Origin of the sequence: Bordetella genomosp. 9, from assembly GCF_002119725.1 — a bacterium.
Lineage (GTDB): Bacteria > Pseudomonadota > Gammaproteobacteria > Burkholderiales > Burkholderiaceae_B > Bordetella_C.
Map to the genome: position 1 here is coordinate 1,563,629 of NZ_CP021109.1, position 25,372 is coordinate 1,589,000.

The window sequence follows — 25,372 nt, forward strand, 5'->3', positions numbered from 1 at the left end:
CGGCGCGCCACACGTCGGTGGCTTCCTTGCCCTTGCACTAGCGGCTTGACCCGAGCAGGTTCTGCTGGGGGCATTACAGCCCGACAATGGGCGGTGGTGCCAGGTCCCGTTTCACTGATGTGAATGAGTCTTGGATTTTTCTATGGTTCGAGCCGGGACTTCATGGTTGCAAGAACCTTGGCTTTGCGCGAAGAGATGTTCCTTCCGCATTCATTGGCCAGTCTCAGGAGGTTGTGACCATGCTAGTCAACAATGTCAATTCAGGTCGTGTCGTCGACACCTACCCTAACGCGATTTCGCAGAGTCTGCCCGTTTATGGCTCGCCGGCCGAGAAGGCATTCTCGGAATATCAATCAGGAAGCGCAGCGCAGATCGGTAAGGGGCGCGCCAAGCGCGATACGCTTTGGCAGGAGATAGAGTTGAAAGACGTTCCCGAATCGGGAGCGTTGAGAGATAGCAATCGCGATCGCCTGAATGAATTGGGCAACGAGATAAAAAAAGATCCAAATAAATTCACGAAAATAGAGATGGACGGTTGCTATAAGCGGGTCAAGGAAGGCGCGAAGAAAAGCGTAGCCAATGCGGAAGAATACCTAGAAGGTTATCTACGAGGGGCGGGGATCGAAAAGGATATCGAAACCGGAGAAAAACGGTGCGGCCGGTCCAGGGATGATTTCCGCAACAAACATAAGGTAGAAGTCAGGGTGTATACGGCCTAGTAGGCTAAACATTCCCCGTGACTGTCCACGACCGCAACATGCGGTGATATTCCGTTCTTGCGGGATACTTGCTCCGTTGTTCAGGCTGCGGCGCGCAGTGCGTTCTCCGCGTCGCAGTTTTCTCCCGCCACGCCGACCGTTTAGCCGCTGTTGCCAGCACTGCCGCTGGTGCCCTAGCACTCCCGCCGGCACCACGCGCTCCCACTCGATGCTTTTAGCACGCGTCGGATTCTCTCGAGCTTTGTAGCCGCACGATTCGAGGTCTATCTTTTTCTGGTGTATATGCAGCCGCAATACAACTCGGTTTTGGTGGAACTCGGTTTGTGCCCTTTCGCTTGGAACAGCAGCCTTTCTCCCGCTACATACACCGCCGTGTTGGCCAACACGCAAACGTAGCTGTATTTCACGGGAGAACTTCAGAATGACCCTATCCGCATGCCGCAATGATTGTTCGCGATCCGCCGCATCGCCCAACGTATCCGCCGACTACTCCCAGAATGGGGCGCGCGGCGATATGAAGGCATCGAAAGACGGGCGTTACGCCGACATGGCGGCGCTTCTGGACGCCGCGGCGAAGGACCCAACGCCGATCTTCGATAACGCGAACTTCGGGCCTCTGAGCCCAGAGGAACGCGCCGCATCGGATCGGAGCCTGTTGACGTCAGGGCTGAAAGCCTAGCGGACGACGCCCACCCATTCCACCGGAAAGCGCGCGGCCTGCGATGCCGGCCTTCAACACGCCGGCGTCCTGCTTCGGTACCTGGGCGGCTCCCGCCGCCTACAATCGGCGCTAGAGCAGGGCGGGGGCGGCCGGACAACGCGGCCCGTGTCCGGCATCCCGTTTCCAGCGCCGGCGCGCGCCGGCATGCCGACACGTTTACCCGCCACCGCGTGCCATCACCGGGAGTGACCATCATGAAAACGATCCGTTCGGCTTTGCCCCTCGTCTTGCTCGTGGCCGCCTGCGCCGTAATGGCGGGGTGTGCCGATGGGTCGTCCCGACGGGCCGGCTCGGGACCCTACAACGCGCCGGCTCCCACGACGCCGTCCAATGACATGGGCAGCCGTGCCGGCGGATCCAGGCCAGCCTTGAGCATTCAGGCAGGCGAGGGGGAGAAGCTGTATCTGCCGTGGTTCATCAACGACGTCGCAGGCTGGGTGAACGCCCGCAACGCGCCAGATGCGCTGGAGCGGCCTCCTGGTACGCCTTGATCATTTCGCGCGTTCGCTGCAATCGTCCAATGGCTTGGCGGCCCGCAATCTTCCGCCTTGGAGTGCAACTGACGCTCCCAATGAAGCGTGGCTCCTCCGGGCGCGGCCATGCTGCCGTGCAGCGGCTTCTCGTCGTGCTTGCCGTGGTGGCGATGATGCTGGCGCGCCCGGCCGTAGCGACTGAAGCAAGTTCCGCAGAGCCGTATTCCACAAACGCCATTACGCTCGTGGTCGGCTTTCCTCCGGGCGCGGACGCGGACGCACTGGCCCGGCTGATTGCCCGCCACGTCGGCGCCGCCCTCAAACAGAAGATCATCGTTGCGTACAGGCCGGGCGCGGCGGGCAATATCGCCGCGGCTTACGTGGCGCGCGCGCAAGCCGACGGACAGACGCTGTATCTGGCCGTGCGTCCGAACACCCTGCATAAGGTGCTGTATCCGGACGTGGCGTACGACTTCTCCCGTGACCTCTCGCCGGTCGCGCTGGTCGCCACAATGCCCTTCGTCATGGTGACCGGTGCAAATTCTCCCATCGCGACGATCCAAGACCTGCTGCAGCGGGCTCGCCGCGATCCCGGCGCTTTGAGCTGCGCCTCGGACGGCATGGGCTCGGCACCGCATCTGCTGTGCGAACGGCTGCAGCAGCAGGCGCGCATCGGGATGCTGCACGTGCCGTATCGGGGCGCCGCCCCTGCGCTGACCGACGTGATGGGGGGCCGCATAGACGTGCAGATCGTCCCCGTTGCGGCGGCCCTGCCGCACATCGCGTCCGGCAGGCTGCGGCCGCTGGCCGTGATGTCGGCCACGCGGCTTCCGGCGCTGGCCCATGTCCCAACCATGGAAGAGGCCGGTGTGCCGGGCCTGTCGCTGCAGGCGTGGTACGGGCTGGTGGCGCCCGCCGGCACGCCCGCTCCGGTCATCGAACGATTGAACCGCTCGACGAACACGGCGCTGCGCGGCCCGGGTTTGCGTGATGCAATGGCCCGGCTGGCGTACGCCGTCCCCGCACAGCCCAATACGCCGGCGATGTTCCAGGCATGGATCGCCGAAGAGACGGCGCGATGGACGGCTGTCCTGCAAGGGGGCGTGGGGCAGCCGCGCCGCTGAGTCCGGCGGGCGGGTGCGGCGACGGCGCCACAAGTCCATGCCGGCGGCAGTGGATTCAGGGCATGCCGGGGCGGGCCTTCGTACAATGCCTTCGCTGCATTGCAGCAATTCTCTGGCTCTTCCGCTACACCAGGACAATTCGATGTTGGATCAACCCGCCGCGCCTGCCCGGCCCGGCCCAGTACTTCTTGCGCTCGCGGTTGGCAGCTTCGCCATTGGCACGACCGAGTTCGCGACCATGAGCCTGCTGCCGTATTTCTCGAAAAGCCTAGGCATCGACGCGCCCACGGCAGGCCACGTCATCAGCGCCTACGCCCTCGGCGTGGTCGTGGGCGCGCCGGTGCTCGCGGTGCTTGGAGCGAAGCTTCCGCGCCGCACGCTGCTGATCCTGCTGATGGCGTTGTTCGCCGTCGGCAACGGCCTGAGCGCGCTGGCGCCCGACTATCACTCGATGCTGTTGTTCCGTTTCCTGAGCGGACTGCCGCACGGGGCCTATTTCGGCATTGCGTCGCTGGTGGCCAGTTCGCTGGTGCCCGCGAATCGCCGGACCGTCGCGGTGGGCCGGGTGTTTCTCGGTTTGACGTGCGCCACCATCGTCGGCGTGCCGCTGGCCAATTGGCTGGGGCAGGCGGTGGGATGGCGCTGGAGCTTCGGCCTGGTGGCCTTGCTGGCGATTCTGACCATGGTCAGCGTACGGCTGTTCGCACCGAACACGCCGGCGGATCCCGATTCGAGTCCGCTGCGCGAGCTCGGCGCGCTCCGCCGCGCGCAGGTCTGGCTGACGCTCGGCATCGGGGCGGTCGGGTTCGGCGGCATGTTCGCGGTCTACACCTACCTGGTGGACACCCTGACGGCGGTCACCCACGTGTCGGCCGCTACTGCGCCGCTGGTCCTCAGCATCTTCGGCGCGGGATTGACGGTGGGCAATATGGTCGTGCCGCTTTACGCGGACCGGGCCCTGATGCGCACCGCCGGCGCATTGCTGGTCTGGGCCGCAGTCATCCTGGCGCTGTTTCCGCTGATGGCGGGCAACCTCTGGCTGGCGATGATCAATGTCTTCCTGATCGGCATCGGCGGATCGCTGGCCAGCGTGTTGCAGACGCGGTTGATGGACGTCGCCGAGGACGCGCAGGGCCTTGCGGCCGCGCTGAACCATTCTGCCTTCAACACCGCCAACGCGCTCGGCCCATTCCTGGGCGGACTGGCGATCGCGGCGGGCTACGGATGGACTTCCACAGGCTGGGTCGGCAGCCTGCTGGCGGTCGCCAGCATGCCTTTGTGGGTTATCTCCGTGGCGCTGCAAAGGCGGCGCCGCGCCGCCCTTGCCGTGGCCAACCAGGCTGGCTGAACGCGGACGCATCGGTCCCCGGGGCGTTGGTCATGTCGCTCGGCTTTCGGGGGGCGTTCGGCAGGCGGAGGGTCTTCGGGCGGCGAGCGGGCGCGCCGTCTGCCCGCCACCGGGCGGGGACGTGGGACGCCCAGACCGAGGTTCCACGCCGAGGCTGGTCTACGCCTTCGCTGCTGTGCGGATCAGGGCGGCGCGGCGGGCCCGCAGGGCCGCGAGCTGTTTCTCCATTTCCCGCGCTCGTAATTTCTCTCCCAACGCCCGGCTTCCCTGCAGCCGCAGGACGGCGATGCGGCGGTATTGGCATTCCAGCTGGTGTGCGCACTCGGCGATCAGAAAATCCGTCTTGCGCAGATCGATGTACGGCTCGTGGTCCTTGATCATGGGAGCTCCGGGATGGTTGGGAACGGGCTGCGCGCGGGATGCGGAGCGGCGAGTATGCGCGTTTGCCGGGAGCGCCAGCAGGGGAGCAGTGTGTTCGGTGGGCGACGTTCAGTTGGCTGCCATCGCCACGGCGTCATCGGATAATCCTTCGGGATACGCGCCGCCGCATCGCACCGCCCATGCAGCGGTCGTGGCCCAACGGTGATCCTGCCCGCCAGGCTGCCGCGGCCCGGACCTGCCGCCTGAGCGCGGCAGGCGATGAGCGGTCCGTCGACACGGAGAGCCGCAGCGTTCATTCGCTCAGATGCAGCGACGCGGCCATGGCGGACAGCCGCGTCGGAAGGTCATAATCCGGAAACCGGCGTGACCCGCCACGCCGTTCCGCAAGGAACGATGCGGTGCGCGGGCCGCGCGTGTCCCACGGAGAAGGCGCGCATGACGAGGTTTGCCGCGAATCTAAGCTTGATGTACCCGGAGTTCGAATTCCTGGACCGCTTTCGCGCGGCCGCTCAGGACGGTTTCACGGCGGTGGAGTGCACGTTCCCCTATGCCTGGGACACCGGCGACTTGCGCAATCGTTTGGACGATTGGGGCTTGCGACAGGTGCTGTTGAACGCGCCCCCGGGCGATGCCGACGCCGGCGAGCGCGGGCTCGCATGCCTGCCACATCGGCGCGAGGCCTTTCGCGATGCCATCCTGCGCGCGCTGGACTACGCGGCGGCGCTGGCTTGCCCGCGCATCCACGTCATGGCGGGGATATGTCCGCCAGACGCGGACCGCGAGCGCCTGCACGAAACCTATCTGGAAAACCTGGCCTGGGCGGCCGAGCGGGCGCGCGGCGCCGGCCGCGACGTCATGATCGAACCGATCAATCCGCGCGACATGCCGGGCTATTTCCTGAATCGGCAGGAGCAGGCGCACGCCGTCCTGGCGGCCATTGGCGCGCCGAATCTGAAGGTTCAGATGGATCTCTATCACTGCCAGATCGTCGAAGGCGACCTGGAAACGCGGCTGCGTCGCTACATTCCCACCGGCAACGTCGGCCATGTGCAGATCGCCGGGGTCCCGGCGCGCCAGGAGCCCGACCGGGGAGAGGTCAACTATGTCCATCTTTTCGGCGTGCTCGACGAGCTGGAATACGATGGATGGATCGGCTGCGAGTATCGGCCCGCCGCCGGTACGCACGAGGGGCTGGCGTGGCTGCGCACGCTGGCACGGCAAGGACTAGCCAGGAATCAAGCATGATCGAACGTATCCAGACGGCCGATGCGCCGGTGCCCGCGGGGCATTACTCGCAAGCCATCAAAGCCAATGGCTTCGTCTTCGTGTCGGGCCAGCTGCCTTTCGCGCCCGGGCCGCACCGCGTCATGCCGCAAGGCATCGCCGCGCAGGCCCGGCAATGCCTGGAAAATCTGCGCGCCATCCTGCAGGCCGCCGGAACGTCCGTGGATAGCCTGACCAGCGTGCAGATTTTCATTCCCGACGTCGCGCTCTGGGGGGAGGTGAATGCGGTGTATGAATCCTTCATGGGACAGGCGCGGCCGGCGCGCACGGTCGTTCCGACCAATGCCCTGCACCATGGCGCCCTGATCGAATTGAACGCGGTGGCGGTCTGTCCTTGACCGTATCGGGCATGCCTTCCGACACCCGCATCGGCGTCACGGTCCTGACCGGCTTCCTGGGCAGCGGCAAAACGACGCTGCTCAACCGGATGGTCGGTACGCCGCGCTTCGCCGAGTCGGCCGTGGTCGTCAATGAGTTCGGCAGCGTGGGCGTGGACCATCATCTGGTTCGCCACGTGGGCGAAAACGTCAGGGTGCTCGAAGGCGGCTGCATCTGCTGCATGGTTCGCGGCGGCTTGGCCGATACGCTGCGCGACCTCTTTCTGCTGGCGTTGCGGCGGGCGATCAAGCCGTTTCGCCACGTCCTCATCGAAACCAGCGGGCTGGCCAGTCCGGCGCCCGTGCTGTTCACGCTGCGGCACGAACCTTTTCTTGCCGAGCGCTACGTGTACGAAGGCACCATTGCGGTCGTGGACGCGCAGCGTGCCAGTATGCAGGTCGACACCCAGCCCGAGGCCGGTCAGCAGATCGCCCTGGCGGACGAGGTCGCCGTTACCAAGCTGGATCTGGCCACGCCGGTGCAGCGGCAGGCCGCGCTGGATGCCGTGCGCGCGGTGAACCCGGCAGCGAACGTGCACGAACTCGCGCCGGATGGCGCCGTGCCGCCGGCCCTGCTCGCGACGCGCCTTTACCGGGGGCGGGCAGGCGCGGCATCCGCGGGCAGTCCCTGGCTGGCGCGTTACGGCGCCACGGCCGGGCGCGGCGCGAAGATCGTGGCCGCGCACGATGTGGCGGTGATCACGTTTGTCTTGCCTCCCTCTACCACGCGCGCGGGCTTTTTGCGCGGCATGGCCGCGCTGCAGACCGAACTGGGCGCTTCGCTGCTGCGCATGAAGGGTTTGGTCCGTTTCGCGGACGATGGAAAGCCGATGGCCGTGCATGGCGTTCACGACCAGCTATACCCAATGGTGGAGCTGTCCGAATGGCCCGACAGCGAAGAGGACGCCCGCGTGGTGTTCATCGCGCGCGGTATTGAACCGGCCGTGCTGGACCGGCGGGTGCGCTGGCATCTTGGGCAGGGCCAGGCGCGCGGCGCCGAGCCGTATTAAGGCGTCAAACGATGGCGATTTTCCCCCTCTGAAAAGTTAATAGGGGTATAATTTGTAGCGTTCCTGCAGACGGTTTGGCTCGAACACAGCGGCCAACGACGGGCATAGTCCCGGCACAGGCAGGGCTCGCCGGGTCAAGTTTCCCCAAGCTCTCACGCCCGCTTTCGCCTTTTCCGTCCACGCGCAGGTTGAAAGGCAATAAGAATACGCTCCGGTTACCGGAGCAACGCCGGACGGCTCAGTTCAATCTTTATCGACGCCGCGCCACGTCGCCCGATTCATGGGGCGCGGATACTGTCCGCCCGTCGTCCATTGCCAATATCGTTCCTTTTCGGCTTTTGCGGTTCGTGGTAGCTCTTGCATGCCCCGGCGCCGCACGGGTATTGCAGACCAGCCTTATTGGCCGAGGTTTTTTTGCAAGCGTATTTCTGCTTCGAGCCGCATGCCGCGGCTGCTTCCGCACAGACGCGCGTTCGCGCCGTGTTCCCCGCTGCCACGGCGTCTGCCGTGCGGCAGGGTGGCGCGCGCTGCCTCAGCTTGACGAAGCCGGCACGTCCGCTGCAACGTCACGCGGTGCAGCAACAAAAAAGGCTTGGTGCGGTTGTGACCGGCACCAAGCCTTGTTTGCGAATCTGGTTGCGGGGGCAGGATTTGAACCTACGACCTTCGGGTTATGAGCCCGACGAGCTGCCAGACTGCTCCACCCCGCGTCTGGAGAAAGAGATATTACTCCGGTTTTTTTGCCTTGGCAAGTCAAGGCGCCATCCCACGACGATAGTGAAGTATCGATGAACGATAGCGAGGCAACACTGGTACTCGAAACGGCGCTGTTATGTGCGCCCCAACCCATGCCACGCGCGGAGCTGCGCCAGCTTTTCTCGGAAGAGGATGGCGTGGACAATGCGCGGCTCGATGCGCTGCTCGAGGGCTTGCAGGCCGCATGGTCCGACCGCGGTCTTGAGCTCGTGTCGCTGGCCAGCGGTTGGCGTTTCCAGAGCCGGCCCCAGATGCAGCGTTATCTGGCGCGCCTGAATCCGGAGAAGCCGCCCAAATACTCGCGCGCCGTGCTCGAGACGTTGGCGATCGTGGCGTGGCGCCAGCCCGTCACGCGGGGCGATATCGAAGACATTCGTGGGGTCGCGGTATCGTCGCAGATCGTCAAAACGCTGGAAGACCGCGGCTGGATCGAAGTCATCGGCCATCGCGACGCGCCTGGCCGGCCGGCGCTGTTCGGCACCACGCGGCAGTTCCTGGACGACCTCGGATTGCGTGCCTTGGACGAGCTGCCCCCGCTGGAGGCCGGCGGCGCCATGGCGGCGCTTGAGGGCCTGGACCTGGGCGGCGGCAATGCAGCCGACGACGGCAAGGAAGGCGGCGAGGCGCAAGCAGGAGCTGCGGATTCGTCCGCGGCGGATCAGCCTGACGTCGACCAGCCGGATGCGCCGCAGGCGGATGCGCAACCGGGCGAGGGCTTGCAGGCCGACGGGCAGTCCTCTGATTCGGACCTGAGTGGCGCCCCGGCCTCCGAGGCGGAGGCTTTTGAAACGGCGTCCCCCTCCGAAGCGGACGAATCGATAGGGATCAGCCGGCCGCGTGCGGCGCCGGAGCTTGCGGCGCTGGAAACGGCGCAGGACGCCGAGGTGACCGCGATCGCTCGGGAGGCCGGACACCGGCGCGAAGCGGACGGCGACGCCGACGAAGCGAACGGCAGAGACGCGGACGCAGCCGTGAACGATCATGGAGCGTTGCCCGTCGGCGATGCCACGCCCATCGCGCCCACGGCTGGCAATGACGTGTTGTCCGCCGCCACGCGGCCGGGGCCGGACGAGCCCGAAATCCGCGTGCCTCAAGGAGATTCCATCGAGCCCGGCGTGCATCGTCCCGAGATTGTGCCGCCGAGCCCGGAGCCCGAAATCACCCCACCCGGCGGATCGCCGGAGATCGATCCGCCGGAGCCGGCGCCCGAAATCGCGCCTCCCGCGCCAGAGCCTTCGGCGCCTGAACAGCCGCCCGAAGCGCCCCCCGCCCAACCCGATGAAGACGCGCCCGGCGCGCCTCGCAAAGTTTGAATTCCGGAGTAGTCCCAGTGAGTATCAATAAGAACGTGCAGGACGATGTCATCGAACCCCGTGATACGGCGGGCGTAGCGCAGACGCAGGCGGATGCCGCCACGGAAGCCGCGCCGCGCGCCCGGCGGTCCGCATCGAAAGCGGCGGATGCCGGCGAAGCGGCGGCGCGCCCTCGCGCCCGGCGGACGACCCGAGGCAAGGCGGCCGGCGAGGATGCGGCAGCGGCCACGGCCGTGCAAATCGCGCCGCCCGCGCCCGCCGCTTCGGACTCGGCCGGCTCCCTGGACACAGGCGCGGCACCGGCCAGGAAGACGCGCACCCGTGCCGCGAAATCCGCCGTGAAAGCGGATGCGGCGCAGACGCGCGACGATGGCGCCGCCGCGTCGGCCGGTGCAGAGACGGCCGTAGCGGCGGAAAGCGCGCCACGCGTCCGGAGCCGCAAGCCGCGCGGCGCACAGGCGGCCGCCGCGACGACCGAACAAGGCACGCTTCCGTTGGCGCTGGATGAACAGGGCGCCGCGTCCCAGACCGATGGGTCGCCCGTCAAGCGCACGCGCAAGCGCAAACCGGCGGACGCGGCGGCTCTGCCATCCCATGACGCGTCTGCGCCGGCGATGGCGACTGCGCCGCGTGCGCCGGAGGGTGTCGCTCACGCCGCACCCGCGCAAGCCCACGCTGCCTCAAATTCGCAGTTTTCGGCGCCTGCCGCGGCTGCGCGCGCCGGCTCCGGCGACGGCAGCGGCGACGCGTCCGTCCACGCATACATGCCGCCGGCCGGCGCTTCTATCGAGCGCGCCGGCGCCATGCCCTCGGGCGCGGACGACCTCGGCGGTTCGTCTTCGGCGGCCAGCAGCGTTCAAAGCGCCGTGGAAGGCGCCGGGGATGTGCCGTCGTTCGCGTCGGCGCAAGCAGGGCAGGGCGAAGACACCGCCGCCGCCGGGAACCGCGGCCGTGGGCGCAAGCTGCGCACGCCATTCCGCCGGCGCCGGGGCGATGCCGTGGCGAGCGGCGACACGGCGCCGGGCGCTGACGGCGGTCCCGTTACGGGTGCCCGCGGCGGCGCCGCTGTCGACCCGGACGCCGCCTCGCCGTCCGGCGAGCGGGAAGCCGAGCAGGCGCTGGCGTACCTGGACAAGGCGGCGCGCATGGAGCAGCGGCTCAACAAGTACCTGAACAGCGAAGCGGTCATGCCCAAGCTGCACAAGGTGCTGGCGGATGCCGGCATCGGGTCGCGTCGCGAAATGGAAGAGTTGATCATCGCGGGGCGGGTTTCGGTGAACGGCGAGCCGGCGCATATCGGCCAGCGCGTCGCCAGCAGCGACCAGGTGCGTGTGAATGGCAAGCTGATTGCCCGGCCCAACACCCGCAAGCCGCCGCGCGTGATCCTGTATCACAAGCCGGCCGGCGAAATCGTCAGCCATGACGATCCGGGCGGACGCGCCAGCGTATTTGCGCGCTTGCCCAAGCTGCGCACCGGTAAATGGCTGTCGGTCGGCCGCCTGGACCTGAACACGGAAGGCCTGCTGATCTTCACCACGTCCGGCGATATGGCCAACCGCATCATGCATCCCCGCTATGGGACCGAACGCGAGTACGCGGTGCGCGTCCTGGGCGAGATGGATGACGCCCAACGCCGGTCCCTGGTCGAAGGCATCGAGCTGGAAGACGGCAAGGCCGCTTTCGGGACGCTGGAATACCTGGGCGGAGAGGGCAGCAACCGCTGGTATCGCGTCACCCTGCAGGAAGGGCGCAACCGCGAAGTGCGGCGGATGTTCGAGGCCGTCGGCGTGACGGTGAGCCGGCTGATCCGCACGCGCTTCGGCGATATCGTGCTGCCGCGCAACCTGCGCCGCGGCCGTTGGGAAGAGCTGGATCCGAACCTGGTCACGGCGCTCATGGTGCAGCTGGGCCTGTTGCGCGACGATGATGGCGGCGGCAAGCGCTCGCGCCAGCCGCAGTCGCATGACAGCGCCTTGCCGCCGGGCTTCGGGACGCTGGACAACAACGGCATGAATGGCGCGCGCATAGGCCGCCGCGGCAAGCTCCAGGGTGGCCGTGCGGGCAAGAGCGCTGGCGCCACCATGTCGTATCCGTCGGATCCCTTCGGCACTGGCCTGCTGGTCACCGGCGGCTATGCCAACGGCCACCCGCTGGGCAACGACGGAGGCGGCCGTCCCGGCAAGGGGCAGCGCCGCGGGGCCGGCAAACGCCCGCAGGGGCAGCCGGCGGCCGCCCAAGGGCAGCCGCGCGGCAAGGCGGCGCGCAAGGGCAAACCGGCTGGACCCAATCCCGGCCGTCCGCAGGGGCAGGGCCAGCATCCGGGCGCTCAGGCCGCCAACGGGCAGGCGCCCGGCGGGAATGCCGGCGGTCCCAAGGGCGGCCAGCGCGGGCGCCCCGGCAAGGCCGGCGCGCCAGGCAAGAAGCGCAACGCCAACCCCAAGGGCCCGCGCGGGGGCGGCATGGCGCGCGGCGACGATTGGCAGCCGCGGGGCGCGTCGGCGCACGAGTCCCGGTTGGGCGTAGCCGGGCTGCGCGGGCGCGGATCGCGCTGACGCGGCGGGTCCGATACGCCGCCTTGAACACGTAAACCCGCGACGCAACAGGCAATTTCGCATTTTTCTGGTAACATACCGGGTTTTCGTGGGCATGTTGCATCCGCTTGCTGCGGGCGGCATCACCCCGAGGCGATTCATCGGCGCGGACTGCTCGGCAGTACCTGGTATGGCCGGTGGGTCGTGTTGGCGGATCGGACTTTCTCGCGCGGCTTTATCGCGCGAAACGGCGCGCCGGCGCGGCCGGAAAGCAGTAAGCGTGGCGCGCGGCGCCCGTTGCGGGCTTTCCGGGCATGCTTGGCGTGTGATAACGATGGGCTGGGCTGACAGCCCATTTTTTTCGAGTGTATGGCTGATTTATTCGCATTGACCCAAGAGGCGCTGGCCGGCATGGACGTGGAACTCGTCGATGTCGAGCGGGCTCCGCTGGGCCTGCTGCGCGTCACGATCGACCGCCCCGAGGGCGTGCGTATCGAAGACTGCGAGCAGGTCTCGCGCCAACTTTCGCGCGTCTACGAGGTCGAGAACATCGACTACCGGCGGCTGGAGGTCGGATCCCCCGGCGTGGACCGGCCGTTGCGCAACGAGGCCGACTTCCATCGGTTCGCTGGGCAGCGCGTCGAGGTCAAGCTGCGTCAGGCCATCGAGGGGCGCAAGGTCTTTACCGGCACGCTGGTTGCAACGGCCGGGGATGCGGCGCAGGACCAGGGGAAAGCCGTTTTCGGCGTGGAATTTGAGGCAAAGAAGGACGATATCCAAGTGGTGAACTTCACGTTCGATGAAGTCGAGCGCGCCAAGCTGGATCCGGTCCTGGATTTCAAGGGCAAAAAGCGATGAGTCGCGAAATTCTTCTGTTGGTCGACGCCCTGGCGCGGGAAAAGAACGTGTCGCGCGAAGTGGTGTTCGGAGCGCTCGAAAGCGCGCTGGCTTCGGCCATGAAAAAGCGGTTCAAGGAAGACGCGGACATCCGTGTTTCCATCGATCGGGAAAGCGGCAGCCATGAGGGCTTTCGCCGCTGGCTCGTCGTGCCCGACGAGGCTGGTCTGCAGGAACCCGACAAGCAGGAGATGTATTCCGACGCCCGCGAGATCGTGCCGAACATCCAGGTTGGCGAATACATCGAAGAGCCGCTGGAACCGATCGAGTTCGGCCGTATCGGCGCGCAGGCCGCGAAACAGGCGATCCTGCAGAAAATCCGCGACGCCGAGCGCGAGCAGGTCCTGAACGACTTCCTGGAGCGTGGCGAGACCATCATCTCGGGCACCGTGAAGCGCATGGACAAGGGCGACGCCATCATCGAGACCGGCAAGATCGAAGCCCGCCTGCCGCGCTCGGAAATGATCCCGAAGGAAAACCTGCGGGTCGGCGACCGCGTGCGCGCCTACGTGCTGCGCATCGACCATGCGGCCCGCGGCCAGCAGGTCATCCTGTCGCGCACCTCGCCGGAATTCATCCGCCAGCTGTTCGAAAACGAAGTGCCGGAAATCGAGCAGGGCCTGCTGGAAATCAAGGCGGCCGCCCGGGACCCCGGCGTGCGTGCGAAGATCGCCGTTATCGCCTACGACAAGCGCATCGACCCGATCGGCACCTGCGTCGGCATGCGCGGGTCGCGCGTGACGGCCGTGCGCAACGAACTGGGCGGCGAGCAGGTCGATATCGTGCTGTGGTCGGAAGACCCGGCGCAGTTCGTCATCGGCGCCCTGGCCCCGGCCAATGTCGAATCCATCGTGGTGGACGAGGACAAGCACGCGATGGACGTCGTGGTGGACGAGGAAAACCTGCCCAAGGCCATCGGCGCCAAGGGCCAGAACGTCCGGCTCGCATCGGAGCTGACCGGCTGGCAGATCAACATCATGACGCCGGAAGAAAGCCAGAGCCGCCAGGAAGTCGAACGGTCGGCCTTGCGCAGCACGTTCATGAGCAAGCTCGATGTGGACGAGGAAGTCGCCGACATCCTCATCGATGAAGGCTTCACCGGGCTCGAGGAAATTGCCTACGTCCCCATGCAGGAATTGCTGGAGATCGAGGCCTTCGACGAAGACACCATCAACGAGCTGCGCACCCGCGCGCGCAACGCCCTCCTGACCGAAGCCATCGCGCAGGAAGAGCGTCTGGAAACCGCGCAGGACCTGCTCGAGCTGGAAGGCATGACGCCCGAGCTGGCCGCGCGGCTGGCCGAGCGCAAGGTGCACACCCGCGACGACCTGGCCGAGCTCGCCTCCGACGAGCTCGCCGAAATCGCGGGCCTGGAGGAAAGCCAGGCGAGCGAGCTGATCATGCGGGCTCGCGCGCACTGGTTCGATGAAGAAAAATAAGCGGCGGGGGAGCGTCATGGCGCTTCCCCGGCCTTGTCGTATTGGATCTCGCTAGTCATATTGTTATATCGCCGTACACAGGAAGAAAGCCTAATGTCGAGCAACACCGTCGCCCAGTTCGCTACCGAGCTGAAAATGCCTGCCAATGTGCTGCTGGAACAGCTGCGCTCGGCAGGCGTTGACCTCAAATCGGTGGACGACGCCGTCACCGATAGCGACAAGGCGAAGCTGCTCGACTCGCTGCGCCGCGCCCATGGCGCCGGTGCCGGCGAGGGCAAGAAGATCACGCTGACCCGTCGCCAGACTTCGGAAATCCGGCAGGCCGATGCCACCGGACGTTCCCGCACCATCCAAGTGGAAGTGCGCAAGAAGCGCGTCTTCGTCAAGCGCGATCCCGCCGAATTGGCAGCGGAAGCGGCTGCGGCGCGAGCGCAACAGACGCAGGCCGATAACGCGGCGGCGCCTGCGCCCGCTCAGGCGGCACCGTCTGGCGACGGCGCCGCCAAGCCCACGGCGCCCGCAGCGCCCGCTGCGCCGGCCACCGCCGCTCCCGCGCCGGAAACGCGCGCCGCCGCAGCCGCTCCTGCCGAGCCGGCTGCCGCCGACGGCAAGGCCGCCGAGCCCGCCGCCGCACCGGCGCCGGCCGAGCCGGCGCCCGCCCCCGAGGCAGCCGCCCCGCAACCGGCCCCTGCCGCGCCCGCCGAAGAACCGGCGTCCGCGACGCAGTCGTCCCAACCCGAATCCACTCAGCCGGAACCCGAACACGAGGCACCCGTGGCGCCAGCCGCCGGCCCCGCCGCCGAGCCGCCGGTCGCAGCAGTCCCGCCACAGTCCGTGAATACCCAAGCCATTCCCGAGGTTTCCCAGAAGCCGGAAACCCAAGTGTCAACCGCATCGAACGCGCAGTCTCCCGCACGCGCCGCGCCGTCGTCGGCGCCGAGTCCCGCTCCGGAAGATCGCCCGCGCGCCGGCATGCCCGTGCCGCCGCGCCCCGCCGTCTCCAAGGGGCCGCGCGCGGGCGACGCGCGCCGCGGGCCGCCGATTCCGGCTGCCGCGCCTGCCACGACCATGACCACCGCCCAGCGTGAAGAGGCCCGTCGCCAGGCGGAAGCCGAGGCTGCCGCGCTGCGCGAGATGCTGAACCGCCCGCGCAAGGTCCTGCGCGCGCCCGAACCGGAAGCCCCCGCGGCCGGCGCGCTGTCCGGCACGTTGCACAAACCCGCCGCCAAGACGGGCGGCGGCGCCAAGAAGGACGTCAAGGCAGGTCCTGGCGCCGGCACGAAGAAGACCATCAAGACGGCGGAAGTCTCGTCCACGTGGACCGATGACAGCGCCCGCAAGAAGCCCGCCGAGAAGACCGGCGGTGCGCCGAGCCGCGATGGCTGGCGTGCCGGCGGCAAGGCGGGCGGCAAGGCCGGCGGCCGCGGCCGCGGCCAGCAGGGCGACCGCCGTGGCGGCATGGCCGAACAGGCGCAGCAGGAATTCATCGCACGTGAAGTGCACGTGCCGGAAACCATTACGGTGGCCGATCTGGCGCACAAGATGTCCGTGAAGGCAGCGGAAGTCATCAAGCAGCTGATGAAGCTGGGCCAGATGGTGACCATCAACCAGGTGCTGGACCAGGAAACGGCCATGATCGTGGTCGAGGAATTGGGCCACAAGGCCATCGCCGCCAAGCTGGACGATCCCGAAGCCTTCCTGGACGAAACCGCGCCCGAAGGCGAAGACCTGGAGATGCTGCCGCGTGCCCCCGTGGTCACCGTCATGGGCCACGTCGACCACGGCAAGACCTCGCTGCTCGACTACATCCGCCGGGCGAAGGTCGCCGCGGGCGAAGCGGGCGGCATTACGCAGCATATCGGCGCCTATCACGTCGAGACCGGCCGCGGCGTCGTGACCTTCCTGGACACCCCGGGCCACGAGGCGTTCACCGCCATGCGTGCCCGCGGCGCCAAGGCCACCGACATCGTCATCCTGGTGGTCGCCGCGGACGACGGCGTGATGCCGCAGACGCGCGAAGCGATCCACCATGCCAAGGCGGCCAATGTGCCGCTGGTGGTGGCGGTCAACAAGATCGACAAGCCGGACGCCAACCCCGAGCGCGTGAAGCAGGAACTGGTGGCCGAGGAAGTCGTGCCGGAAGAATACGGCGGCGACGTGCCCTTCGTGAACGTGTCGGCCAAGACCGGCGCGGGCATCGACGATCTGCTTGAAAACGTCCTGCTCCAGGCGGAAATCCTGGAACTGAAGGCGCCCGTCAACGCCCATGCGAAGGGCCTGGTCATCGAAGCGCGCCTGGACAAGGGCCGCGGTCCGGTGGCCACCATCCTGGTGCAGAGCGGCACGCTCAAGCGTGGCGACGTGGTCCTGGCGGGCGCCAGCTTCGGCCGCGTGCGCGCCATGCTGGACGAGAACGCCAAGCAGGTGCAGAGCGCGGGTCCGTCCATTCCGGTGGAGATCCAAGGTCTGACCGACGTGCCGGCCGCCGGCGACGAACTGATCGTGCTCACGGACGAACGCAAGGCGCGCGAAATCGCGCTGTTCCGCCAAGGCAAGTTCCGCGACGTCAAGCTGGCACGGCAGCAGGCCGCCAAGCTGGAATCCATGTTCGACAACATGGGAGAAGGCACGCAGACGCTGGCGCTCATCGTCAAGACCGACGTGCAGGGTTCGCAGGAAGCGCTGGTCGCGGCGCTCACCAAGCTGTCCACGGACGAAGTCCGCGTCCAGGTGGTGCACGCGGCGGTGGGCGGCATCTCCGAAAGCGACGTCAACCTGGCCATCGCGTCCAACGCCGTGGTCATCGGGTTCAACGTGCGTGCGGACCAGAGCGCGAAGAAGCTGGCGGAGGCCAACGGTATCGACCTGCGCTACTACAACATCATCTACGACGCCGTGGATGAGGTGAAGGCGGCGATGTCCGGCATGCTGGCGCCTGAAAAGCGCGAGGAAGTCATCGGTCTGGTGGAAATTCGCGAGGTCTACTCGATTTCGCGTATCGGCAACGTCGCGGGCTGCATGGTGCTGGACGGTATCGTGCGCCGCGACGCGCAGGTACGGCTGTTGCGGAACAACGTCGTCACCTGGACCGGCCACCTGGAATCGCTGCGCCGCTTCAAGGACGACGTGCGCGAAGTCAAGGCCGGTTTCGATTGCGGCCTGACCTTGCGCGGCAACAACGACATCCAGGTGGGCGACCAGCTGGAAGTCTTTGAAATCAAGGAAATCGCGCGCACGCTGTAAGCTCGCGCTCCGAGTCCATGAGCCGTCACAAGTCCAAAGCCATCCCCGGCCGCAATCTGCGGCTGGCCGACCAGATCCAAAAGGATCTGGCCGGCCTGATCCAGCGCGAAATCGATGTCGCGCGGGCGGGGTTGATCACGCTGTCCGGCGTCGAGCTTTCGCCCGACTACGCGCACGCGAAGGTCTATTTCACTGTGTTGGGCGCCGAGCCGGAAACGGCCGCCGCTCTGCTGAACGAAAAGGCGGGCTGGCTGCATTCGCAGCTGTACCGCATGCTTCATATCCACACCGTTCCGACGCTGCGCTTCGTTCATGACCAGCAGGTCGCTCGCGGCATCGAGATGTCGCGCCTGATTGATCGGGCCAATCAGCCGGGTTCCTACCGCCCCGATCCCGACGAGCCGGAAGAGCAGTCCTGACGGGCTGTCGTCACGGCGCTTTTTTCTCGGACAAGACGATGGCCAAACGACGCGGGCTGATGCTCGACGGTGTCCTGCTGTTGGACAAACCCGAAGGGTTGTCCAGCAATCACGCCCTGCAGCGCGCACGCCGCACCCTGGATGCCGCCAAAGCGGGGCATACCGGCACTCTGGATCCCTTCGCCACGGGGCTGCTCGTATGCTGCATGGGCAAGGCGACCAAGCTTTGCGGCGTTATGCTGGGCGCGGACAAGGGATACCGCGCCACTTTGCGCTTCGGCGAAGAGACCGACTCCGGCGACCTCACGGGCAATATCGTGGCGCGCGCGCCGGCGGATTTCGCTGGCGTGCAGGAAACCGCGGTGCGCGAGGTGTTGTCACGTTTCCAGGGCACCATCACGCAGGTTCCGCCGATGTACTCGGCATTGAAGCGCGACGGCAAGCCCCTGTACGAGTATGCGCGTGCGGGCGTCGAAGTGGAACGCGAGGCCCGCCAGGTCACCATCCATCGCATCGATTTGGTGTCCTGCGATGGCATGACGGCCGTGATCGACGTGGCGTGCAGCAAGGGCACCTATGTGCGCACGCTGGCGCAGGATATCGGCCGCGCGTTGGGCTGCCATGCGCATCTGGCAGCCCTGCGCCGTACTCACGTGGGGCCTTTTTCGCTGGACGATGCGATAGCGCTGGAGGCGCTTCAGGCCATGCCCGACCCCAAGCAGGCGCTGCTGCCCCTGAACGCGCTGCCCGCCAGCCTTGCCCCTATTCAAACTTAAAGGATTTCTTATGACTCGCGCCTTGCGCAACGTCGCCATCATTGCACACGTCGACCACGGCAAGACCACGCTGGTCGACCAGTTGCTGCGCCAATCCGGCACCTTCCGCGAAAACCAGGCCGTCGCCGAACGCGTCATGGACTCCAACGACCTGGAAAAGGAACGCGGCATCACCATCCTGGCCAAGAACTGCGCCGTGGAATACCAGGGCACGCACATCAACATCGTCGACACCCCGGGACACGCCGACTTCGGCGGCGAGGTCGAGCGGGTGCTGTCCATGGTCGATGGCGTGCTGCTGCTGGTCGATGCGGTCGAAGGCCCCATGCCGCAGACCATCTTCGTGACCCGCAAGGCGCTGGCGCTGGGCCTGAAGCCCATCGTTGTGGTCAACAAGATCGATCGCCCCGGCGCACGCCCGGACTACGTCATCAATGCGACCTTCGAACTCTTCGACAAGCTCGGCGCGACCGAGGAACAGTTGGATTTTCCTGTCGTCTATGCATCCGGCCTGTCGGGCTATGCCGGCTTGACCGCCGACGTCCGCGAGGGCGACATGCGGCCCCTGTTCGAAGCCATCCTGAAGCATGTTCCCCAGCGCAACGACGACCCGAACGGGCCGCTGCAGCTGCAGATCATTTCGCTGGACTACAGCAGCTATGTCGGCAAGATCGGCGTGGGCCGCGTCAATCGCGGCCGCATCCGCAGCGGCATGGACGTGCAGTACCGCTTCGGCCCGGACGGCGAAAGCGGCAAGGGCCGCATCAACCAGGTGCTGAAGTTCAAGGGCCTGGAGCGCGAGGTGGTGAGCGAGGCCGAGGCCGGCGACATCGTTCTGATCAACGGTATCGAAGGCATCGGCATCGGATGCACGGTCATGGACGTGGCCTCGCCTGCCGAGGATGCGCTGCCCATGCTGCGCATCGACGAACCGACCCTGACCATGAACTTCATGGTCAATACGTCGCCGCTGGCCGGCCGTGAAGGCAAGTTCGTCACCAGCCGCCAGCTCCGCGAGCGCCTGGACCGCGAACTGAAGTCGAACGTCGCCCTGCGCGTGCGCGATACGGGAGACGACACGGTGTTCGAGGTGTCGGGCCGGGGCGAACTGCACCTGACCATTCTGCTGGAAACCATGCGCCGCGAAGGCTACGAGCTGGCCGTCTCGCGTCCGCGCGTGGTGTTCAAGGAAGTGGACGGCCAGCGCTACGAGCCGTTCGAACTGCTGACGGTGGACGTCGAGGACGCCCACCAAGGTGCCGTCATGGAAGAACTGGGCCGCCGCAAGGGCGACCTGCTCGATATGCAGCCGGACGGCCGCGGACGTACCCGCCTGGAGTACCGGATTCCCGCGCGCGGTCTGATCGGCTTCCAGAACGAGTTCCTGACCATGACCCGCGGCACCGGCCTGATGAGCCATATCTTCGACGAGTACGCGCCGGCGCGGGAAGGCAGCATCGGCGAGCGCCGCAATGGCGTGCTGATCAGCCAGGACAACGGCGAGGCCGTGGCCTACGCACTGTGGAAGCTGCAGGATCGCGGCCGTATGTTCGTCAATCCGGGCGATCCCCTGTATGAAGGCATGATCATCGGCATCCACAGCCGCGACAACGACCTGGTCGTCAACCCGATCAAGGGCAAGCAGTTGACCAATATCCGTGCGTCCGGCACCGACGAAGCCGTGCGCCTGGTGCCGCCGATCCAGATGTCCCTGGAGTATGCGGTGGAATTCATCGACGACGACGAACTGGTCGAGGTCACGCCAAAGTCGATCCGCCTGCGCAAGCGCTATCTGACCGAAAACGAGCGCAAGCGCATGGCGCGCGCCGGCGCCTGACGAGGGCAGCTCCATAACGCGCTGGCGCCCCTGACGGCTGGCCGTCCGGCCGACGTCATCGCCGCGCATGCGGCGGCCGTGCGGCAAGCGAAAGGCCTCCCGCCTGTACATTCCCGGTTCGGGATTGTCAGGCGAGAGGCCTTTTTTATTGGTCCCGCGGCGCTGCCGCGCCGGCGGGAACGTTACGGGCGCCTGGCGATCAGCGATGGACCCGGAAGCGGTCCGTATCGGCCATGAAGGTTTTTTCGTTGAAACCCGCTTCGTTGGAGCCGAACGGCATCTGCGCACGCAGTTTCCAGCTGGCGGGGATGGACCATTCGGCTGCGACGGCTTCGTCGATCAGCGGGTTGTAGTGCTGCAGGCTGGCGCCGATGTCGGCATTGGCCAGCGCCGACCACACGGAAAGCTGCGCCATGCCGCCGGACTGTTCGGACCAGACGGGGAAGTTGTCGGCATACAGGGGAAATTTTTCCTGCAGGCCCTTGACGACGTCCTGGTCCTCGAAGAAGAGGACGGTGCCCGCGCCGGCGGCGAAGCCGTCGATCTTCTTCTCCGTGGCGGCGAACGCGTCGGCCGGGACGATCTTGCGCAATGCCGACTTGGCGATGTCCCACAGCTTCTGGCTTTGGGCGCCGAACAGAATGACGGCGCGCGAACTCTGGGAATTGAAGGAAGAGGGCGAATGCTTGATCGCTTCCTGGATCAGCTCGACGACGGCGTCTTGCGTCACGGGCAGGTTCCGGCCCAGCGCGTACTGCGTGCGGCGGCGCTTCAGCGCCGCAATGTAGGCGTTATCCATCTTTGGTGTTCCTTGATACGAGGCAAAAGTGCTCAGCCGGGCATCATGGCATGATGCACTGCAGCGTGCGCCAGTATCATCATGACGTGTGGGGGTTTTCAGGAAAAAGTCAGGAGAAACAGGCAGTGAGGGAGCTGCTGTTTCCGCCGGAGCCGGGCGCCTGCGTCATGGTGCTCGCGGCACGCGCGCACGCCCGGACCGACGCATCAGGCGTTCACGCGCAGCAGGCCGCGATCTTCGATGAAGGCGACGATGTCGGCCAAGCCCTTGCCGGCCTTCATGTCCGTCATGACATAAGGACGGCCGCCCCGCATGCGGCGCGTGTCTTCTTCCATGATGACCAGCGACGCGCCTACCATGGGCGCAAGATCGGTCTTGTTGATCACCAGCAGATCCGACTTGGTGATGCCGGGGCCACCTTTGCGCGGGATCTTCTCGCCGCCGGCAACATCGATGACGTAGATCGTCAGATCCGAAAGCTCGGGGCTGAACGTGGCGGCAAGGTTGTCGCCGCCCGATTCGATGAAAACGATGTCGGCGTCCGGAAAGCGCGTCAGCATGCGATCGACCGCTTCCAGGTTGATGGACGCATCCTCCCGTATGGCGGTGTGCGGGCAGCCGCCGGTCTCGACGCCCATGATCCGTTCGGCCGGCAGGGCGCCGGCCACCGTCAGCAGGCGCTGGTCTTCCTTGGTGTAGATGTCATTGGTAATGACCACCAGGTCGTAGGCATCGCGCATGGCCTTGCACAACATTTCGGTAAGCGTGGTCTTGCCGGACCCGACGGGGCCGCCGATGCCGACGCGCAGTGGCGGGTTCTTCTTGGTGCGTTGAGTCATGGTGAGGGAAGTGGTCAGGAACGGAACAGGCGGGAGTACTGGGTTTCGTGCCGGGCTGAAAGAATGCCCAGCATCGGCGAAAAGGTCGACGCTTCTTCTTCGGGAATCAGCGCCGCGCGTTGCGCGGCCCGCGCGATCGCGGCATGCAGACTGAACAGGATGCGCTGCCCGGCGACCTGTCCCAGCGGCACGGCCTTGAGTGCGGCGGCCACCTGGTTTTCCACCCAGGCGAAAAGCCACGCGGTCAGGCAGTCCTGCAGCGTCGCGCCGGCGCGCTGGGCGGCATAGGCGTAGGCGGTGGGCAGGCTCAGCGGGCGCATGTCGCGCAGCGCGGCACGCCCCGCCGCATCGCCCCATTCCAACTCGTCCAGCAGACGGGACAGCGACCAGCCCATTTGCTCGGTCTCCTGCCGCAGTTCGAACGATTCCCGCATGGCGAGCAGAAACCCGTTCAAGGACGCGGCGGCGGCCGTGTCATCGGCGGCCCAGTTACGAAACTGCTGTGCGAGCAACACGGCCTCGCCTTCCGCCGCGATGTCCAATCCGTCGGCGATCCAGCGGGTGGCGCCTTGCGCATCGCGCACGATACCGGCGTCGATGGCGGCTTCCAGCCCCTGGGAATAACTGTAGGCGCCGACCGGCAAGGCGGGCGAAGCCAGATGCAGCAGCGATACCAGTTCAGTGCTTGCGGCCATGGCGATGCCCGGCGGGCGAATGATGATCATGGCCGTGCCCATGATCGTGATCGTGTCCATGGCCGTGACCGTGCGCGTGGCCGTGATCGTGTCCATGGCCGTGCCCGCCATGCCGCTCCTGGTACGCGCGCTGGGCCAGCGCATAGTCCTCGGCGAACGTCTCGTCGTGGCCGTGCTTGTGCCCGCCGCCGTAGGCGCCGGCTTCGGGCTCGAAGGGCGCGTCGATGGCGATCACCGTCAGGCCGAGCCGCAGCAGGAGATCGCGCAGCACCGGATCGTGCTCCAGCTGCAGATAGTCCCGGCCCACCTCCACCGGCGTATGGCGGTTCCCCAGGTGATAGGCGGCGCGCAGCAGCACATGCGGATCGGGGCAGGTGGCGCGCAGCACCGGTTCGGGGGCGGCAACCACGCGGACGAGGCCGCCGTCTTCGGCGATCAGCGCGTCGCCGTCGCGAAGCACCGTGCCGCGCGGCAAAAACAGCGCCACCGCTTCGCCGTTGTCCAGCGTCGCCGACAGCCGGCTGCGGCTGCGCGACTCAAAAGGCAATGTCAGGGTGGGCGCGCGGCGCAGCAGGGCTTTGGCGATGGTGTGGCCCTGGCCCACGGCTTTTTCGATACGTCTCATGGGTAAATCCGGACAGTGACGGCACGCCGCCGCTCAGAACAGGAAATAGCGCTGCGCCATGGGCAGCACCCGGGCCGGCTCGCAAATCAGTTCCTGTCCGTCCGCGACGACGCGATAGGTTTCTGGGTCGACATCGATGCGCGGCTGCCAGTCGTTGTGAACCATATGGGATTTGCGGATGCCCCGGATGCCTTGAACCGGCACGACGCGCTTGGTCAATCCGTACCTGGCCGCAACGCCAGCCTGGTAAGCGGACTGGGAAACGAAGGTCAGACTGCCGCGTGCCAGCGCGCCCGCGCGCGCGCCGAACATCTCCCGGTAGTGTACCGGCTGCGGGGTGGGGATCGAGGCGTTGGGGTCGCCCATCAGCGCCGTCGTGATGATGCCGCCCTTGAGCACCATCTCGGGCTTGACGCCGAAGAACGCCGGATCCCACAGCACCAGATCGGCCCATTTGCCGGCCTCGATCGAGCCGATTTCATGCGCCATGCCGTGCGTCAGTGCCGGGTTGATCGTGTACTTGGCGATGTAGCGCTTGGCGCGCGCGTTGTCGGCGCGCCCGTCGCCGGGCAGCGCCCCGCGCTGCGCCTTCATCTTGTGCGCGGTCTGCCAGGTGCGCAGGATCACTTCGCCGATACGGCCCATGGCCTGCGAGTCGCTGGAAATCATCGATATCGCGCCCAGGTCCTGCAGTATGTCCTCCGCGGCGATGGTCTCGCGCCGGATGCGCGACTCGGCAAAGGCCACGTCCTCGGCAATGGCCGCGTCCAGGTGATGGCACACCATCAGCATGTCCAGATGTTCGTCGATGGTGTTGACGGTATAGGGCCGCGTGGGATTGGTCGATGAGGGCAGCACATTGGGCAGGCCGGCCACCTTCAGAATATCGGGCGCGTGGCCCCCGCCTGCGCCTTCGGTGTGATACGTGTGGATGGTGCGGCCCTTGAACGCCGCGATCGTGCTCTCGACGAAGCCGCCTTCGTTCAGCGTGTCCGTATGAATCGCCACCTGCGTATCGGTGCGCTCGGCGACGTCCAGGCAGCAATCGATGGCGGCTGGCGTCGTGCCCCAGTCCTCGTGCAGTTTCAGCCCGATGGCGCCGGCGTCGATCTGCTCGAGCAGGGGCGCGGGCTGGCTGGCGTTGCCCTTGCCCAGCAGCCCGATATTGATCGGCCAGCCATCGGCCGCGGCGAGCATGCGCTCGATGTGCCAGGCGCCGGGCGTGCACGTGGTGGCGGCGGTGCCCGTGGCGGGCCCCGTGCCGCCGCCGAGCAGCGTGGTCAGACCGGCAGCCAGCGCCTCGTCGATCAATTGCGGGCAGATGAAATGCACGTGCGAATCGATGCCGCCGGCCGTCACGATCTTGCCTTCGCCGGCGATGATTTCCGTGCCCGGACCGATGACGATGGTGACGCCGGGCTGGATGTCGGGATTGCCAGCCTTGCCGATGGCCTGGATCCGGCCATCCTTCAAGCCGATGTCGGCCTTGACGATGCCCCAATGGTCCAGGATGACCGCGTTCGTGATGACGGTGTCCGCCACTTCCGCGCCGATGCGCTGGGACTGGCCCATGCCGTCGCGTATCACCTTGCCGCCGCCGAACTTCACTTCTTCGCCGTAGATGGTGAAGTCGCGCTCGATCTCGATAAGCAGATCGGTATCCGCCAGGCGCAGGCGATCGCCCGTGGTGGGCCCGAACATTTCGGCGTAGGCACGCCGCCCGATTTTGACGCTCACTGTGGTGTTCTCCTGTCGCCGCCTGGCGA

Annotated in this window: 21 protein-coding genes and 1 tRNA gene; 15 read left to right on the forward strand and 7 right to left on the reverse strand. The window is 66.6% G+C overall.

Translation table 11 applies throughout. The features are described from left to right. The first annotated feature begins 239 nt into the window (after nucleotides 1-239). From CAL13_RS21170 to CAL13_RS07265, 4 genes are all read left to right on the forward strand, one after another. Nucleotides 240-719, forward strand: coding sequence for a hypothetical protein (locus CAL13_RS21170; RefSeq protein WP_157664818.1), 480 nt, complete (start codon nucleotides 240-242; stop codon nucleotides 717-719). Nucleotides 720-1,634: 915 nt separating this feature from the next. After that, nucleotides 1,635-1,931 carry a hypothetical protein gene (locus tag CAL13_RS07255; protein ID WP_086056809.1) on the forward strand — a complete coding sequence of 99 codons (297 nt, stop codon included), beginning with the start codon at nucleotides 1,635-1,637 and terminating at the stop codon, nucleotides 1,929-1,931. Between the two features lie 80 nt (nucleotides 1,932-2,011). Then, nucleotides 2,012-3,037, forward strand: coding sequence for a Bug family tripartite tricarboxylate transporter substrate binding protein (locus CAL13_RS07260; protein WP_157664819.1), 1,026 nt, complete (start codon nucleotides 2,012-2,014; stop codon nucleotides 3,035-3,037). Between the two features lie 142 nt (nucleotides 3,038-3,179). Next, on the forward strand, nucleotides 3,180-4,385 hold the full coding sequence (locus CAL13_RS07265) for an MFS transporter (protein WP_086071948.1): 1,206 nt from the start codon (nucleotides 3,180-3,182) through the stop codon (nucleotides 4,383-4,385). Nucleotides 4,386-4,544: 159 nt separating this feature from the next. On the opposite strand, the gene CAL13_RS07270 is transcribed toward CAL13_RS07265, so the two are convergent. Then, on the reverse strand, nucleotides 4,545-4,766 hold the full coding sequence (locus tag CAL13_RS07270; protein WP_086071949.1) for a hypothetical protein: 222 nt from the start codon (nucleotides 4,764-4,766) through the stop codon (nucleotides 4,545-4,547). Between the two features lie 435 nt (nucleotides 4,767-5,201). Between CAL13_RS07270 and otnI the strand changes: the two genes are divergently transcribed. The 3 genes from otnI to CAL13_RS07285 are packed head-to-tail and all read left to right on the forward strand — an operon-like array spanning nucleotide 5,202 to nucleotide 7,437. Beyond that, nucleotides 5,202-6,011: a 2-oxo-tetronate isomerase gene (otnI, locus tag CAL13_RS07275; RefSeq protein WP_086071950.1), complete on the forward strand. Its 810-nt coding sequence runs from the start codon at nucleotides 5,202-5,204 to the stop codon at nucleotides 6,009-6,011. Then, complete coding sequence (locus tag CAL13_RS07280) at nucleotides 6,008-6,388, forward strand: RidA family protein (protein ID WP_086071951.1); 381 nt, start codon at nucleotides 6,008-6,010, stop codon at nucleotides 6,386-6,388. The genes otnI and CAL13_RS07280 overlap by 4 nt, the downstream gene beginning before the upstream one ends. A gap of 11 nt (nucleotides 6,389-6,399) precedes the next feature. Further along, nucleotides 6,400-7,437 (forward strand): CobW family GTP-binding protein, encoded by a 1,038-nt coding sequence (locus CAL13_RS07285; protein WP_086071952.1) that lies wholly within the window; start codon nucleotides 6,400-6,402, stop codon nucleotides 7,435-7,437. 633 nt (nucleotides 7,438-8,070) lie between these two features. Here CAL13_RS07285 and CAL13_RS07290 read toward each other — a convergent pair. Further along, nucleotides 8,071-8,147 (reverse strand) — tRNA-Met (locus tag CAL13_RS07290). A gap of 78 nt (nucleotides 8,148-8,225) precedes the next feature. On the opposite strand from CAL13_RS07290, the gene scpB reads away from it, so the two are divergent. From scpB to typA, 8 genes are all read left to right on the forward strand, one after another. Beyond that, a complete protein-coding gene (gene scpB / locus CAL13_RS07295) occupies nucleotides 8,226-9,506 on the forward strand; it encodes an SMC-Scp complex subunit ScpB (RefSeq protein WP_086071953.1) in 1,281 nt (426 codons plus the stop codon). A gap of 803 nt (nucleotides 9,507-10,309) precedes the next feature. Then, nucleotides 10,310-12,058: a 23S rRNA pseudouridine(2605) synthase RluB gene (gene rluB / locus CAL13_RS07300; RefSeq protein WP_086073554.1), complete on the forward strand. Its 1,749-nt coding sequence runs from the start codon at nucleotides 10,310-10,312 to the stop codon at nucleotides 12,056-12,058. A gap of 348 nt (nucleotides 12,059-12,406) precedes the next feature. Then, nucleotides 12,407-12,895 carry a ribosome maturation factor RimP gene (gene rimP / locus CAL13_RS07305; protein WP_086056815.1) on the forward strand — a complete coding sequence of 163 codons (489 nt, stop codon included), beginning with the start codon at nucleotides 12,407-12,409 and terminating at the stop codon, nucleotides 12,893-12,895. Continuing rightward, nucleotides 12,892-14,373, forward strand: a complete 1,482-nt coding sequence (gene nusA, locus CAL13_RS07310; RefSeq protein WP_086056816.1) for a transcription termination factor NusA — start codon at nucleotides 12,892-12,894, stop codon at nucleotides 14,371-14,373. The genes rimP and nusA overlap by 4 nt, the downstream gene beginning before the upstream one ends. A 93-nt stretch (nucleotides 14,374-14,466) precedes the next feature. Further along, nucleotides 14,467-17,616: a translation initiation factor IF-2 gene (gene infB / locus CAL13_RS07315; protein WP_086056817.1), complete on the forward strand. Its 3,150-nt coding sequence runs from the start codon at nucleotides 14,467-14,469 to the stop codon at nucleotides 17,614-17,616. A gap of 17 nt (nucleotides 17,617-17,633) precedes the next feature. Next, complete coding sequence (rbfA, locus tag CAL13_RS07320) at nucleotides 17,634-18,035, forward strand: 30S ribosome-binding factor RbfA (protein WP_086056818.1); 402 nt, start codon at nucleotides 17,634-17,636, stop codon at nucleotides 18,033-18,035. Between the two features lie 38 nt (nucleotides 18,036-18,073). Beyond that, the gene (truB, locus tag CAL13_RS07325) at nucleotides 18,074-18,811 is read left to right on the forward strand and encodes a tRNA pseudouridine(55) synthase TruB (RefSeq protein WP_086056819.1); all 738 of its coding nucleotides are present in this window, start codon (nucleotides 18,074-18,076) and stop codon (nucleotides 18,809-18,811) included. 10 nt (nucleotides 18,812-18,821) lie between these two features. Further along, nucleotides 18,822-20,648 carry a translational GTPase TypA gene (typA, locus tag CAL13_RS07330; RefSeq protein ID WP_086056820.1) on the forward strand — a complete coding sequence of 609 codons (1,827 nt, stop codon included), beginning with the start codon at nucleotides 18,822-18,824 and terminating at the stop codon, nucleotides 20,646-20,648. A 199-nt stretch (nucleotides 20,649-20,847) separates the two neighbouring features. Here the strand turns inward: typA and CAL13_RS07335 are convergent, their stop codons facing one another. The 5 genes from CAL13_RS07335 to ureC all read right to left on the reverse strand — a co-directional run bounded on the left by CAL13_RS07335 (nucleotide 20,848) and on the right by ureC (nucleotide 25,307). Next, nucleotides 20,848-21,447: a nitroreductase family protein gene (locus tag CAL13_RS07335; RefSeq protein WP_086071954.1), complete on the reverse strand. Its 600-nt coding sequence runs from the start codon at nucleotides 21,445-21,447 to the stop codon at nucleotides 20,848-20,850. A gap of 206 nt (nucleotides 21,448-21,653) precedes the next feature. After that, nucleotides 21,654-22,286 (reverse strand): urease accessory protein UreG, encoded by a 633-nt coding sequence (gene ureG, locus CAL13_RS07340; protein WP_086071955.1) that lies wholly within the window; start codon nucleotides 22,284-22,286, stop codon nucleotides 21,654-21,656. Between the two features lie 14 nt (nucleotides 22,287-22,300). Next, nucleotides 22,301-22,981 (reverse strand): urease accessory protein UreF, encoded by a 681-nt coding sequence (locus CAL13_RS07345; protein ID WP_232467825.1) that lies wholly within the window; start codon nucleotides 22,979-22,981, stop codon nucleotides 22,301-22,303. Then, nucleotides 22,965-23,606, reverse strand: a complete 642-nt coding sequence (ureE, locus tag CAL13_RS07350; RefSeq protein WP_086071957.1) for an urease accessory protein UreE — start codon at nucleotides 23,604-23,606, stop codon at nucleotides 22,965-22,967. Before ureE ends, CAL13_RS07345 begins: the two co-directional genes overlap by 17 nt. Nucleotides 23,607-23,639: 33 nt before the next feature. Then, a complete protein-coding gene (gene ureC / locus CAL13_RS07355; RefSeq protein WP_420042438.1) occupies nucleotides 23,640-25,307 on the reverse strand; it encodes an urease subunit alpha in 1,668 nt (555 codons plus the stop codon). Nucleotides 25,308-25,372: the final 65 nt, after the last annotated feature.